Raw genomic sequence first — 13,028 nt, 5'->3', positions numbered from 1 at the left:
TAACCTTCCCTGGTGTGGCGCCATGGGGTATCCTGCGAAGGGAAAGGGAGGGCGACAGCCGCCCCGACGGCTCGCCGGCGTCACCCGGCCGAGCGACCGACCAAGGAGAACCGCATGGCACGCAGTGGAGTGCGTTACGAGGACGTGCAACGGGCGATCGATGATCTGCTGGCCCGGGGCGAGTCACCCAGTGTGCAGAAGGTGCGTGAGGTGCTGGGGACCGGGAGTTTCACCACCATCAGCGAGCACCTGCGCCATTGGCGCGCCCGCCGGGAAGAGAACCGTGACCTGCCCCCGCCCCGCGGCATGCCCGAGGGGCTGCAGGAGCTGGCCGAGGCGTTGTGGGACAGGGCCCAGGAAGCCGCCGGGGAGGCGCTGGGCCACTATCGCGAGGAGGCCAACCAGCAGGTGAAGGCGGCCCGGGACGAGGTCGGCGAGGCCAGGCGCCAGGCGGAGGATGCCGAACAGCGCGAGTCGGCCCTGGCCACCCATCTGGCCAGCACCGAACAACGACTGGAGGAGCGCAGCGCTGCCCTGGCACGAAGCGAGGCCGAGCGCGAGGCGCTGGCGGAGCAGCAGGCACGCCTCGCCACCCGTGCCGACCGGCTCGAGGAGCAGCTGGCGCGCCTGCAGGCGGAGAACGAGCGTCGGGCGCACGAGCACCAGCAGGCGCTGGCGGAGCGCGAGACGCAGCATCGCGAGCGGCTGGCCCAGGAGGAGGAGCGCCACGAGAGCGCCGAGGCGCGGCTGATGTCCCTGCTCGACGAGGCGCGCCGGGAGCGACAGGCCGCCGACAAGAGCCATGCCCAGCGACTGCAGCAACTCGAGGCGCGACTGGAGCGGGCGCAGCAGTTGGTGCAGGAAGCACGTGGCGCCCTGGCCGAGGAGGAGAAGCGTCACCGGGAGACCGAGTGGGCTCGCCATCAGGCCGAGGAGCGAACCCGGACACTGCAGCATGAGCAGGTCCTGCTGCAGGCACGCATCGACGAGCAGAAGCGGCTGCTGGAGGATCAGGTGCGCCGGCTGCGCGAGCTGGAGGCACAGCTCAACCGCTGCCTCTGGCAGACCCCGGTGACGGCGCGGGGCGTCGAGCCGAAGCCGGCGGCCGAGCCCGACAACGACGAAGGCCCCGCCGATGCGGAGCCTTCAGAGGAGCCTGCCGGGGAAGCAAGGGGGCGGCGCTAGGCGCCCCCCTTGCGCCTCACCCCTCACCGATAATAGGCGTTGGTCGTGTCCGTATGGTCGGTCACGTCGCGGATGCCGGCCAGCTCCGGGATACGCTCCATCAGGGTCCGCTCGACGCCCTCCTTGAGGGTCAGGTCGACCGCGGCACAACCCTGGCAGCCGCCGCCGAAGGCCAGCACCGCCACCTGGTTCTCGGTGAGCTCGACCAGCTTGATCTCGCCGCCGTGAGCGGCGAGCCCGGGGTTGATCTCACTGTAGAGGATATAGTTGACGCGATCCTCCAGCGGGCTGTCGGCATTGACCTTGGGCATCTTGGCATTGGGGGCCTTGATGGTCAGCTGGCCGCCCATGCGGTCGGCGTTGAAGTCGACCACCGCCTCCTCGAGGAACGGGATGCTGTGCTTGTCGAGATAGACGGCGAGCTTCTCGAGGTCGAGACGCTCGTCGCTGGGCTCTTCCTCGCCGGGCCGGCAGTAGGCCAGGCAGGTCTCGGCGTAGGGCGTGCCCGGCTGGGTGATGAAGATGCGCACGGCAATGCCCTCGACGTTCTGCTTCTCGAGCAGTTCGGCAAGGTAGTCCTGGGCGCTGTCGGTGATCTGAATGCTGTCGCTCATGATGCTCTCGCTGGTCGGGCCGCGGCACGGCGGGGAGTCCACCGCTCCCGGTCGGGGCGCCGCGCGCCGGGAATGTCATGCCTCTCATGGTAAGCGAGCACGCGTCGCGAGACAATCCCGAGTGAATTGCTCGGTTATAGCCGCATCCCCCTCGGTACGACCCGCCTGCGTGCTCCCCCTGCCCCATGGCGCCGGCTTTTGCTACCATGACGGGCTGATTCGGCCGCTGTACCACCCGACCCGAGGGTGGAGAGCCTGCCACTGGACCGCATGCGCTCACCCCGGTGAGACGAACAAGGCGCCCCGCGGCCAGTCCGAGAGATTCCCGACGCTTCCCACGCTGGAGACAGACCCGACCCATGGCCGCCGTTCCCACTGCCCTGACCGCCACGCTCACCGACAGCCTCTCCCGGCGCATCCTGATGCTCGACGGGGGCATGGGGACCATGCTGCAGAACGCCAGCCTGGGGGAAGCCGATTTCCGCGGCGAGCGCTTCAGCGACTGGCCCTCCGACCTCAAGGGCAACAACGACCTGCTGGCGCTGACCTGCCCCGACCTGGTGACCCGCATCCACCGCGAGTACCTGGAGGCCGGCGCCGACATCGTCGAGACCAACACCTTCAACAGCACCCGCCTCTCCCAGGCCGACTACGGGATGGAAGACCTGGTGCCGGAACTCAACCGGGAGTCGGCGCGCCTGGCCCGTGAGGTGTGCGATGCCGTGGCCGCCGAGACCGGCGTGCCACGCTACGTGGCCGGGGTGCTGGGGCCGACCTCGCGTACCGCCTCGCTGTCGCCGGACGTCAACGACCCGGCCAGGCGCAACGTCACCTTCGACCAGCTGCGCGAGAACTATCACGAGGCGGCCACGGCGCTGATCGAGGGCGGGTCGGACCTGATCCTCATCGAGACCATCTTCGACACCCTCAATGCCAAGGCGGCGATCTATGCCCTGGAGGAGCTGTTCGAGGCCCGCGGCGAACGGTTGCCGGTGATGATCTCCGGCACCATCACCGACGCCTCCGGCCGCACCCTCTCGGGCCAGACCACCGAGGCGTTCTGGAACTCGGTGCGCCACGCCCGCCCGCTCGCCATCGGGCTCAACTGCGCCCTCGGGGCCGAGGAATTGCGCCCCTACGTCGAGGAGCTCTCCACCAAGGCCGACACCTTCGTCTCGGCCCACCCCAACGCCGGCCTGCCCAACGAGTTCGGCGAGTACGACCAGACCCCGGAGGAGATGGCGGCCATCGTCGCCGAGTTCGCCGAGAGCGGCCTGGTCAACATCATCGGCGGCTGCTGCGGCTCGACGCCGGAGCATATCGCGGCGATCCACCGCGCGATCCAGGGCCTGGCCCCGCGCCGGGTGCCCGAGCGCCCCCACGCCTGCCGCCTGTCGGGCCTGGAGCCCTTCAACATCGAGGCCGACTCGCTGTTCGTCAACGTCGGCGAGCGCACCAACGTCACCGGCTCGGCACGCTTCAAGCGGCTGATCGTCGAGGAGGACTTCACCACCGCCCTCGAAGTGGCGCTGGAGCAGGTCGAGAACGGCGCCCAGCTCATCGACATCAACATGGACGAGGGGATGCTCGAGTCCGAGGAGGCCATGGTGCGCTTCCTCAACCTGATCGCCGGCGAGCCCGACATCGCCCGGGTGCCGATCATGATCGACTCCTCCAAGTGGGAAATCATCGAGGCGGGACTGAAGTGCGTGCAGGGCAAGGCGGTGGTCAACTCGATCTCGATGAAGGAGGGCGAGGACGCCTTCCGCGAGCAGGCCACGGCCTGTCGGCGCTTCGGCGCCGCCGTGGTGGTGATGGCCTTCGACGAGGCCGGCCAGGCCGACACCTTCGCCCGCAAGACCGAGATCTGCGAGCGCGCCTACCGCATCCTCGTCGATGAGCTCGACTTCCCGCCGGAAGACATCATCTTCGACCCCAACATCTTCGCCATCGCCACCGGCATCGAGGAGCACGACAACTACGCCGTCGACTTCATCGAGGCGACCCAGTGGATCCGCGAGCACCTGCCCCACGCCCTGGTCTCCGGCGGCGTCTCCAACGTCTCCTTCTCGTTCCGCGGCAACAACCCGGTGCGCGAGGCGATCCATTCGGTCTTCCTCTACTACGCCATCCGCGCCGGCCTGACCATGGGCATCGTCAATGCCGGCCAGCTCGCCGTCTACGACGACCTGCCGGCGGAGCTGCGCGAGGCGGTGGAAGACGTGGTGCTCAACCGGCGCAGCGACTCCACCGAGCGGCTGGTCGACCTGGCCGACAAGTACAAGGGCGATGGCAGCGGCCCGGCCAGGAAGGAGGACCTGGAGTGGCGCTCCTGGGAGGTCGAGAAGCGCATCGAGCACGCCCTGATCAAGGGCATCACCGCCTTCATCGAGGAGGACACCGAGCTCGCCCGCCAGCGGGCCGAGCGGCCCATCGAGGTGATCGAGGGGCCGCTGATGGACGGCATGAACGTGGTCGGCGATCTGTTCGGCGCCGGCAAGATGTTCCTTCCCCAGGTGGTCAAGTCGGCCCGGGTCATGAAGCAGGCGGTGGCCTACCTGATCCCCTACATCGAGGCGGAGAAGGCAAAAAACGAGGACACCCAGGCCAAGGGCAAGATCGTCATGGCCACGGTCAAGGGCGACGTCCACGACATCGGCAAGAACATCGTCGGTGTGGTCCTGCAGTGCAACAACTACGAGGTGATCGATCTGGGCGTGATGGTGCCCGCCGAGAAGATCCTGCGGACCGCCCGCGACGAGAACGCCGACATCATCGGGCTCTCCGGCCTGATCACCCCCTCGCTGGACGAGATGGTCCACGTGGCCAGGGAGATGCAGCGCCAGGGCTTCAGCCTGCCGCTGCTGATCGGCGGCGCCACCACCTCCAAGGCCCATACCGCGGTGAAGATCGAGCCCGGCTACGAGCACCCGGTGATCTACGTCGCGGATGCCTCGCGGGCCGTGGGGGTGGCCGGCAAGCTGCTTTCTCCAAGCCAGAAGCCGGCCTATGTGGCCGAGATCCGTGCCGAGTACGAGACGGTGCGCGAGCGCAATGCCAGGCGCCGCCCCAAGGCCGCCGACCTCAGCTATGAAGAGGCATGCAAGCGCAAGCCGGCGATCGACTGGACGGACTACACGCCGCCCCGCCCCGCCGTCACCGGCCTCATGGCCTTCGACGACTACGACCTCGAGGAGCTCGTCGAGCGCATCGACTGGACACCCTTCTTCATGAGCTGGCAACTGTCCGGCAAGTACCCGAAGATCCTCGACGACGCCGTGGTCGGCGAGGCGGCGCGCAGCCTCTTCGAGGATGCCCAGGCGATGCTGCGCAAGCTGATCGACGAGAAGCGCATCCAGGCTCGGGGCGTGATCGGCCTGTGGCCGGCCAACAGCGTCGACGACGACGTCATCGAGGTCTATGCCGACGAGTCGCGCACGGAGGTGATCGAGCGGTTGCACCATATCCGCCAGCAGACCACCAAGAACCGCGACGGCGTCTGCCATAGCCTGGCCGACTTCATCGCGCCCCGCTATGACGCCAATGGAGAGCCGAGTGGCAAGCCGGACTGGATCGGCGGCTTCGCGGTCACCGCCGGCCACGGCGTCGAGGAACTCAGCAAGGCCTACGAGGCCGCCGGCGACGACTACAACGCCATTCTGGTGCAGGCACTGGCCGACCGCCTGGCCGAGGCCTTCGCCGAGCGCCTCCACGAGCGGGTACGCAAGGAGTTCTGGGGCTATGTGCCCGAGGAGTCGCTCGACAACGATGCACTGATCGGCGAGAAGTACCAGGGCATCCGCCCGGCGCCGGGCTACCCGGCCTGCCCCGACCATACCGAGAAGGCCACCCTGTTCCGGCTGCTCGAGGCCGAGGTCCACAGCGGCCTCGCCCTCACCGAGAACTTCGCCATGTGGCCCGCCGCTGCGGTGGCCGGCTGGTACTTCTCGCATCCCCAGTCGAAGTACTTCTCGACGGGCAAGATCACCCGCGACCAGGTCGAGGTGCTGGCCAGCCGCAAGGGAATGACGCTCGCCGAGCTCGAGCGCTGGCTCGCGCCGGTACTCTCCTACGACCCCGACTGAGAGCCAGGCGCCGGGCCCGCTCACGAGCGGGCCCGCCTTCACCACCGACCGGAAGACGGATGCTGCCCGAGACCACCCGCCGCCAGACGATCCTGCGCCTGTCCCTGCCGATCATCGCCGGGATGCTCTCCCAGAGCCTGCTCAACCTGGTCGATGCGGCCCTGGTGGGATCGCTGGGCGAGGTCCCCCTGGCCGGCGTCGGCATCGGCGGCTACGCCATGTTCCTGATCACCGCCGTGGTCTTCGGGCTCTCCTCCGGCGTCCAGGCCCAGACCGCCCGCCGCCACGGCGAGGAGGACTGGGGGCGGCGGGCGATGGCGCTCAACGCCGGCCTGCTGATCGCCCTGACGGTCGCCGGCCCGCTGGCGCTGCTCTGCCTGTGGCAGGCACCGCGCCTGCTGGCGCTGATCAACCAGGACCCGGCGGTCAATGCGGTGGCGGTGGCGTATTTCCGCTGGCGGGTAGTCTCCCTCGTCCCGGTGGCGATGATCTTCTGCTTCCGCGGCTACTGGAACGGCATCCAGCAGACCGGCATCTACCTGCGCATCATCCTGTTCATGCACCTGGTCAACGTGATCGCGAGTATCGGCCTGATCTTCGGCCTGTTCGGCCTGCCGGCCATGGGCGCCGCCGGCGCCGGGGCCGGCACCAGCCTGTCGCTGTTCGTCGGCCTGGCGATCTGGGCCCTGCTCAGCACCCGCCACGCCACCACCAGCGGTTTCCTGGCCGGCCTGCCACAACGACTGACCATGCTCACCACCCTGCGCCTGGCCACCCCCCACTCCTTCCAGCAGCTGTGGTTCGCCGCCGGTTATGCCGTGCTGTTCTGGATGCTCGGGCGCATCGACACCGGCAGCGTGGCGGTGGGCCACGTGCTGGTGAACCTGTCGCTGCTGCTGATCCTGCCCGGCGTGGGCCTGGGCATGGCGGCGATGAGCCTGGTCGGCCAGGCGCTCGGCCGCCAGGCGCATCGGGACGCCCATCGCTGGGGCTGGGAGGTGGTGCACCTGGCCTGGCCCTGCCTGGCGGCCCTGGCGCTGCCGATGGCGCTCTTCCCCGACGCGGTGCTGGGGCTCTTCCTGCACGACCCGGCGCTGATCGCGCTGGGCCGGGCGCCGCTGCAGCTGACCGCGGCCATGATCGTGCTCGATGCCGCCGCCCTGGTCCTGGCCCAGGCGTTGCTTGGTGCCGGCGCCAACCGTATGGTAATGACAGCAACCCTGACCATGCAGTGGCTGGTGTTCCTGCCGCTGGCGTGGTGGGTCGGGGTGGTGCTGGACCATGGCCTGCTCGGCATCTGGTGGGTGCAGCTGGGCTATCGCTGCCTCAACTCGGCCTGGTTCGCCGTGATCTGGCAGCGACGACGCTGGCTGCAGCTACTGGTCTGACCCCCCGACCTTAATAACCCTTCACTCGAATTCTATGATCATTTATTCTTTCATAGAATATAGGAAGAGGAGTATGGTGCCTTTACGGCATATTCCTTCACCCGCTCCGACAGCAGGACACGCCTGAATGTATCGGTACGACACCTACGACCAGACCCTCGTGGATGAGCGCGTCGCCCAGTTCCGGGACCAGATGGACCGTCATCTGGCCGGCCGTCTCGGGGAGGATGAGTTCCGCCCGCTGCGACTGCAGAACGGCCTCTATATCCAGAAGCATGCGCCCATGCTGCGCATCGCCATCCCCTACGGCATGCTCGGCAGCCATCAGCTCAGGCGCCTGGCCGCCATCACGCGCCGCTACGATCGCGGTTATGGCCACTTCACCACCCGCCAGAACCTGCAGCTCAACTGGCCGGCGCTGGAGGACGTGCCGGATATCCTCGGCGAGCTCGCCGAAGTCCAGATGCACGCCATCCAGACCAGCGGCAACTGCATCCGCAACACCACCAGCGACCAGTTCGCCGGCATCGCCGGTGACGAGGTGGAGGATCCGCGGCCCTGGTGCGAACTGATCCGCCAGTGGTCGACCCTGCACCCGGAGTTCGCCTTCCTGCCGCGCAAGTTCAAGATCGCCGTCTCCGGTGCCGCCGAGGACCGTGCCGCCATCCAGGTCCACGACATCGGCCTGCGCCTGTGGCGCGACGACCGCGGCGAGTTGCGGGTGAAGGTGCTCGCCGGGGGGGGCCTGGGCCGTACGCCGATGATCGGTGACGTGGTGCGCGAGGATCTGCCCTGGCAGCACCTGCTCACCTACCTGGAAGCCTGCGTACGGGTCTACAACCAGTTCGGCCGCCGTGACAACAAGTTCAAGGCGCGCATCAAGATCCTGGTCAAGGCGCTGGGCATCGAGGAGTTCCGCCGCCGCGTCGAGGCCGAGTGGGCCCATCTCAAGGATGGCCCCCAGACCCTCACGCCGGCCGCGGTGGAAGCCGCCCGGGCCCACTTCCCCGAGCCCGATCGGCGTCCGGTCGCCGAAGCCGCCATCGCCGACTTCGAGCGGCTGCGCGCCGAGAATCGCGCCTTCTCGCGCTTCGTCACCAACAACGTCACCGACCACAAGGTGCCGGGCTACAAGGCGGTGACCCTGTCGCTCAAGCGGCGCGAGCACGCCCCGGGCGATGTCACCGCCGACCAGATGGAGGCCGTCGCCGATCTCGCCGACCGTTTCAGCTTCGGCGAGATGCGGGTCACCCACGAGCAGAACCTGGTGCTCTCCGACGTGCCGGTGGACGAGCTCGAGACGCTGTGGCGGGAACTCGAGGAACTCGGCATGGCCAACCCCACCGTGGGCACCCTCAACGACATCATCTGCTGCCCCGGCGGCGACTACTGCGGCCTGGCCAATGCGGTGTCGATCCCCATCGCCCAGGCGCTGCAGGAGCGTTTCGAGGACCTCGACTTCCTCTACGACCTGGGGCCGCTGGACCTCAATATCTCCGGCTGCATGAATGCCTGCGGCCACCACCACGTCGGCCATATCGGCATCCTCGGCGTCGACAAGAAGGGCGAGGAGTACTACCAGATCTCGCTCGGCGGCAACGCCACCGATGACGCCTCGCTCGGCAAGATCCTCGGCCCCTCCTTCTTCCGCGAGGACGTGCCCGAGGTGATCGACAAGGTGCTGCAGGTCTACGTGGAGCAGCGGCACGAGGACGAGCGCTTCCTCGACACCTATCGCCGAATCGGCCTCAAGCCGTTCAAGGAGCGGGTCTATGCCTGATCAACAACTGGAACACGCCCGCACCCTGATCAAGATGGGGCAGCCGGAGCAGGACGAGTGGGCGCTGTCGCGTCTCGAGGAGGCCCTGCCGACCCGCCGGCCGGTGATCGTGCCGCTCGCGCTGTGGCTTGAACAGCGGCGCGAGCATGCCGACGAAGAGGGCCTGGCGCCCTGGCTGCCCAGCGACACCGAGCTCACCGATGCCCTGGCGCTCGAGCTGGTGAAGGCGCCGCTGGTCGCCATCGACTTCCCCGCCTTCACCGACGGTCGCGGCTATACCCTGGCCCGGCTGCTGCGGGAACGCCATGGCTACGAGGGCGAGGTCCGCGCCATCGGAGACGTCCTGGTCGATCAGCTGTTCTACATGACCCGCTGCGGCTTCGACGCCCTGGCGCTGCGCGAGGACCAACACCTCGACGACGCCCTGCGCGCCCTGGGAGCCTTCAGCGTCAGCTATCAGCCGGCGGTGGACCAGTCAGAAGCCCTCTTCGAACGCCGCCTGCGCGAGAACGGCGGCGCCTGAAACAGCTGAGCGTATCCTGAACCGGGCCACGGCATTACGGGGGCCCGGATCAGCCCCGACCGTCAACCGCGCCGCTTCTGCTGCCGTTCGCGGTTGGCCGCCCTGGCGCGTTCGCTCTTGCGCAGCATCACCCAGGTCGCACCCAGGCCACCGTCGGCCTGCCCCGCCGAGACATAGGCCTGGACCTCCTCGAACTGGGCCAGCCACTTGGCGAGGTAGGAGCGCAGCACGTTGGGGGCGCTGTCGATCTCGCGCCCCCGGCCATGGATGATCAGCACCGAGCGCAGGTCATGGGCGCGGGCCTCCCGGATGAAGGGCGGCAAGGCCCGGCGGCACTCCTCGAGCGGACGACGCAGCAGGTGCAGCTGGGCCTGCGCCGCATACCCGCCGTGGCGCAGGCGGTCCACCACCCCCTGCTGGATGCCGTCGCGGCGGTACTCGAGCGGGTCGAAGGGGGGAATCAGGTCGACGAAGTCGTCGGAAAGGAAGTCGCGGCCCTGCGGCTCGGCGGCGGCGCTCTCCCGGCGGGCGAGCTGGGCCTCGCTGGGGCCGCGCGTGGCATGGCCGGGGTCGGCCCGGTTGCGTGCCCGCCCGAGGGGGCGCACATCGCCCATCAGGGCCCTGAAATCCAGATCATCGCGTGCCGACTGTGTCATGGGCCACCTCCCGGTCGTCAGGGGAATCTCCATCCTAGCAGAGCCTGTCGGACGGCTTAAGCCGGACAGCGCCGCCCGCCCATGGCACGATGGTCTCTTACCGGCGCGCCTGGAGCGACCATGACACGATTGCGCCTCCTGCTGCTGACCCTGGTCGGCCTGCCACTCGCCGTGGCGGGCTGGCTATGGCTGGCCCTGCTCAGTCCCTTCACCTACGACCCGCCGGACGACCTGCCGGCGATCGCCGACGGCCGCCATGAGGTGTTCGTCTACGGCACCCTGCGCTCGGGACTGGTGCGCTGGGTGGTCACCGGCCGCATCGGCGAGTCGACGCCGGCGGTGCTGGAAGACTTCCGCCGCGAGGGGCTCGACCTCGTCGAGGCCCCCGGCGCGCGCGTCGAGGGCGAGGTGATCGACGTCTCTGCCGAGGAGCTCGCCCGGCTCGATCGCTACGAGCGCCTGGGACTCCGCTACGAACGGGTCACCGTCGAGCTCGTCGATGGCCGCGAGGTCTGGGTCTATCGCCGCCTGCTCGAGGAGGCGCCGTCGGGCGCACGGTTGTGGCCCGACCTGGCGGCCTTCTACAATGGCCGCCTCTTCATCGCCGGGACCAAGGAGTCCGCATGACCACCATCACCCTCTACCATAACCCGCGCTGCTCCAAGTCGCGCCAGGCGCTCGCCCTGCTCGAGGAGCGTGGCGCCGAGGTCAGGGTGCGCCGCTATCTCGACGAGCCCCTCGACGAGGGCGAACTGCGCGAGCTGATGTCGCGGCTCGACGCCGACGGCGAGGCGCTGGTGCGCACCGGGGAGCAGGAGTGGAAGACGCTGGACGTCGACCTCCAGGATCAGGAGCAGGTCATCGCGGCGATCGTCGCCCACCCCCGGCTCATGGAGCGGCCCATCGCCGATGACGGCCAGCGTGCCATGATCGGTCGCCCTCCGGAAGATGTCCTGGGCCTGATCGACGGACGCTGAGTCCGCCTCCGCCCTTCCCTTCATTCGTCGTCTGGAGCCCCGATGAGCGCCCCCCTGCCCTATGTGCTGATCCTCTACTACTCCCGCTATGGTGCCACCCGGGCCATGGCCGAACAGCTCGCCGCCGGCGTCGAGTCGTGCCGCGGCATCGAGGCCCGGCTGCGTACCGTGCCGCCGGTCTCCCCCACCTGCGAGGCCGTGGATCCGGAGATCCCCGCCGAGGGAGCGGTCTACGCCGGCCTCGACGACCTGCGCCACTGTGCCGGCCTGGCCATCGGCAGCCCGACGCGGTTCGGCAACATGGCCGCCCCCCTCAAGCACTTCATCGACTCCACCAGCGAGCTGTGGCTGGGCGGCACCCTGGTCGACAAGCCGGCCAGCGCCTTCACCTCCACCTCCAGCCTCCACGGCGGTCAGGAGACCACCCTGATCTCGATGCTGCTGCCACTGCTGCACCACGGCATGGTCTATGCCGGCCTGCCCTACAGCGAGACCGAGGTGATGGACACCACCAGCGGCGGCACCCCCTATGGCGCGAGCCACCTGGCCGGCAAGCGCAGCGACCGCCCGCTCGACGACCACGAACGCCACCTGGTCCGTGCCCAGGGGCGCCGCCTGGCCAGGCTCACCCTGGCCCTGGACGCCATGCGCCGGGAGGCCCCATGAGACAGTGGCTCGAAGGGCTCGAGGCCCGGCGCGGCCTCGACACCCTCACCGAACGCTCCCGCAAGCTGGTGCTCGGCAGCTATGTCCTGCTCCTGCTGCTGATGCTCTACCGTGGCGTCGCCGTGCAGAGCGAAGTCGCCCTGGGCCCGCTGATCGCCTTCGTGCTGCCGCTGGTGCTCTTCCTGCCGTCGATCCTCGGCCGTCGACCGCGAGGCCATGCCTGGCTGGCCTTCGTCAGCCTGCTCTACTTCACCCAGGGAGTGATGGTCGCCACCCTGCCGGGCCAGGGTCTGCGCGGCCTGCTCGAGGCCCTGGTGTCGCTGGCCCTGTTCACTGGCTGCATGGGCTATGCCCGCTTCCGCAGCCGCCAGCTGCGCGCCGGCTAGCTTGGCCCAAGAAAATGCCTGCCGTTGCCGTGAAGGTGTTGAGCTCTACCCCGCGAGCGGCGACCATGGAACAAATCTCGAGGAGAACGACATGACACGCAACATCGCCGATATCCGACGCGACTACGAGGGGGGAAACCTGGACGAGGCCCAGGTCACCGGTGATCCCATGGTGCTGTTCGACGAGTGGCTGACGCTGGCGCTGGAAACGGAAGGCGAGGACGGCAATACCATGACGCTGGCCACCGTCGATAGCCAGGGGCTGCCCCATGCCCGGGTGGTGCTGCTCAAGGGCATCGACGAGCAGGGCCTGGTCTTCTACACCAACTACCATAGCCACAAGGGCAGCGAGCTCACCAATGTGCCCCATGCCGCCCTGGTGTTCTGGTGGCCCTCGCTGTCGCGTCAGGTGCGTGTCGAGGGTCGCGTGGAGCAGGTCAGCGAAGCGGAATCGGACGCCTATTTCGCCAGCCGGCCCCGAGCCAGCCAACTGGGCGCCTGGGTCGCCACCCAGAGCGTGGTGATTCCCGACCGCACCTGGATCGAGGAGCGCGAGAAACGCTTCGAGCAGGCCTACGAGGGCCAGGAAATTCCCCGGCCGGTGCACTGGGGCGGCTACCGCGTCATTCCCGAGATGATCGAGTTCTGGCAAGGTCAGCCGAGCCGCCTGCACGACCGCATCCGCTACGAGCAGCGCGACGGCGAGTGGAGCCACTTCCGCCTGGCACCCTGAACAGGACCTCCGCGGGCCTGCCCACCGCGGGCCCC

12 protein-coding genes are annotated in these 13,028 nt (G+C 68.7%); 10 read left to right on the top strand and 2 right to left on the bottom strand.

What is annotated here, in order from left to right; all coding sequences use genetic code 11:
• The first annotated feature begins 114 nt into the window (after positions 1-114).
• On the top strand, positions 115-1,185 hold the full coding sequence (locus MKP05_RS06810; RefSeq protein ID WP_240567629.1) for a DNA-binding protein: 1,071 nt from the start codon (positions 115-117) through the stop codon (positions 1,183-1,185).
• A 23-nt stretch (positions 1,186-1,208) separates the two neighbouring features.
• Here the strand turns inward: MKP05_RS06810 and nfuA are convergent, their stop codons facing one another.
• Positions 1,209-1,799, bottom strand: a complete 591-nt coding sequence (nfuA, locus tag MKP05_RS06805; protein ID WP_240567627.1) for a Fe-S biogenesis protein NfuA — start codon at positions 1,797-1,799, stop codon at positions 1,209-1,211.
• 359 nt (positions 1,800-2,158) lie between these two features.
• Here nfuA and metH point away from each other — a divergent pair, with 359 nt between their 5' ends.
• The 4 genes from metH to MKP05_RS06785 all read left to right on the top strand — a co-directional run bounded on the left by metH (position 2,159) and on the right by MKP05_RS06785 (position 9,575).
• The gene (gene metH / locus MKP05_RS06800) at positions 2,159-5,884 is read left to right on the top strand and encodes a methionine synthase (protein WP_240567625.1); all 3,726 of its coding nucleotides are present in this window, start codon (positions 2,159-2,161) and stop codon (positions 5,882-5,884) included.
• A 59-nt stretch (positions 5,885-5,943) separates the two neighbouring features.
• Positions 5,944-7,272 carry an MATE family efflux transporter gene (locus MKP05_RS06795; RefSeq protein ID WP_240567624.1) on the top strand — a complete coding sequence of 443 codons (1,329 nt, stop codon included), beginning with the start codon at positions 5,944-5,946 and terminating at the stop codon, positions 7,270-7,272.
• A gap of 127 nt (positions 7,273-7,399) precedes the next feature.
• Entirely contained in the window at positions 7,400-9,052 is a 1,653-nt protein-coding gene (locus MKP05_RS06790; RefSeq protein WP_240567623.1) for a nitrite/sulfite reductase, read from the top strand.
• Complete coding sequence (locus MKP05_RS06785) at positions 9,045-9,575, top strand: DUF934 domain-containing protein (RefSeq protein ID WP_240567622.1); 531 nt, start codon at positions 9,045-9,047, stop codon at positions 9,573-9,575. Before MKP05_RS06790 ends, MKP05_RS06785 begins: the two co-directional genes overlap by 8 nt.
• 62 nt (positions 9,576-9,637) lie before the next feature.
• Here the strand turns inward: MKP05_RS06785 and smrA are convergent, their stop codons facing one another.
• A complete protein-coding gene (smrA, locus tag MKP05_RS06780; protein WP_240567621.1) occupies positions 9,638-10,231 on the bottom strand; it encodes a DNA endonuclease SmrA in 594 nt (197 codons plus the stop codon).
• 120 nt (positions 10,232-10,351) lie between these two features.
• Between smrA and MKP05_RS06775 the strand changes: the two genes are divergently transcribed.
• From MKP05_RS06775 to pdxH, 5 genes are all read left to right on the top strand, one after another.
• Positions 10,352-10,858 carry a gamma-glutamylcyclotransferase family protein gene (locus MKP05_RS06775; protein WP_240567620.1) on the top strand — a complete coding sequence of 169 codons (507 nt, stop codon included), beginning with the start codon at positions 10,352-10,354 and terminating at the stop codon, positions 10,856-10,858.
• Complete coding sequence (arsC, locus tag MKP05_RS06770) at positions 10,855-11,208, top strand: arsenate reductase (glutaredoxin) (protein WP_110285143.1); 354 nt, start codon at positions 10,855-10,857, stop codon at positions 11,206-11,208. The genes MKP05_RS06775 and arsC overlap by 4 nt, the downstream gene beginning before the upstream one ends.
• 42 nt (positions 11,209-11,250) lie before the next feature.
• Positions 11,251-11,874 carry an NAD(P)H:quinone oxidoreductase gene (wrbA, locus tag MKP05_RS06765; RefSeq protein WP_240567619.1) on the top strand — a complete coding sequence of 208 codons (624 nt, stop codon included), beginning with the start codon at positions 11,251-11,253 and terminating at the stop codon, positions 11,872-11,874.
• Positions 11,871-12,260 (top strand): DUF2069 domain-containing protein, encoded by a 390-nt coding sequence (locus MKP05_RS06760; RefSeq protein WP_240567617.1) that lies wholly within the window; start codon positions 11,871-11,873, stop codon positions 12,258-12,260. The genes wrbA and MKP05_RS06760 overlap by 4 nt, the downstream gene beginning before the upstream one ends.
• Before the next feature lie 91 nt (positions 12,261-12,351).
• Positions 12,352-12,993 (top strand): pyridoxamine 5'-phosphate oxidase, encoded by a 642-nt coding sequence (gene pdxH / locus MKP05_RS06755; protein ID WP_240567615.1) that lies wholly within the window; start codon positions 12,352-12,354, stop codon positions 12,991-12,993.
• Positions 12,994-13,028 lie beyond the last annotated feature (35 nt).

It is taken from the genome of Halomonas flagellata (assembly GCF_022487945.1).
In the GTDB taxonomy this organism is placed as follows: domain Bacteria; phylum Pseudomonadota; class Gammaproteobacteria; order Pseudomonadales; family Halomonadaceae; genus Halomonas; species Halomonas flagellata.
Note: the sequence above shows the minus strand (reverse complement) of the source record. Positions and strands in the feature narration are given on the sequence as shown.

What these genes read in the sequence shown, in the direction of transcription:
- MKP05_RS06760 (WP_240567617.1), top strand. Translation starts at nt 11,871, where the DNA reads ATGAGACAGTGGCTCGAAGGGCTCGAGGCCCGGCGCGGCCTCGACACC.
- MKP05_RS06790 (WP_240567623.1), top strand. Translation starts at nt 7,400, where the DNA reads ATGTATCGGTACGACACCTACGACCAGACCCTCGTGGATGAGCGCGTC.
- pdxH (WP_240567615.1), top strand. Translation starts at nt 12,352, where the DNA reads ATGACACGCAACATCGCCGATATCCGACGCGACTACGAGGGGGGAAAC.
- MKP05_RS06810 (WP_240567629.1), top strand. Translation starts at nt 115, where the DNA reads ATGGCACGCAGTGGAGTGCGTTACGAGGACGTGCAACGGGCGATCGAT.
- nfuA (WP_240567627.1), bottom strand. Translation starts at nt 1,799, where the DNA reads ATGAGCGACAGCATTCAGATCACCGACAGCGCCCAGGACTACCTTGCC.
- MKP05_RS06785 (WP_240567622.1), top strand. Translation starts at nt 9,045, where the DNA reads ATGCCTGATCAACAACTGGAACACGCCCGCACCCTGATCAAGATGGGG.
- wrbA (WP_240567619.1), top strand. Translation starts at nt 11,251, where the DNA reads ATGAGCGCCCCCCTGCCCTATGTGCTGATCCTCTACTACTCCCGCTAT.
- metH (WP_240567625.1), top strand. Translation starts at nt 2,159, where the DNA reads ATGGCCGCCGTTCCCACTGCCCTGACCGCCACGCTCACCGACAGCCTC.
- MKP05_RS06795 (WP_240567624.1), top strand. Translation starts at nt 5,944, where the DNA reads ATGCTGCCCGAGACCACCCGCCGCCAGACGATCCTGCGCCTGTCCCTG.
- MKP05_RS06775 (WP_240567620.1), top strand. Translation starts at nt 10,352, where the DNA reads ATGACACGATTGCGCCTCCTGCTGCTGACCCTGGTCGGCCTGCCACTC.
- smrA (WP_240567621.1), bottom strand. Translation starts at nt 10,231, where the DNA reads ATGACACAGTCGGCACGCGATGATCTGGATTTCAGGGCCCTGATGGGC.
- arsC (WP_110285143.1), top strand. Translation starts at nt 10,855, where the DNA reads ATGACCACCATCACCCTCTACCATAACCCGCGCTGCTCCAAGTCGCGC.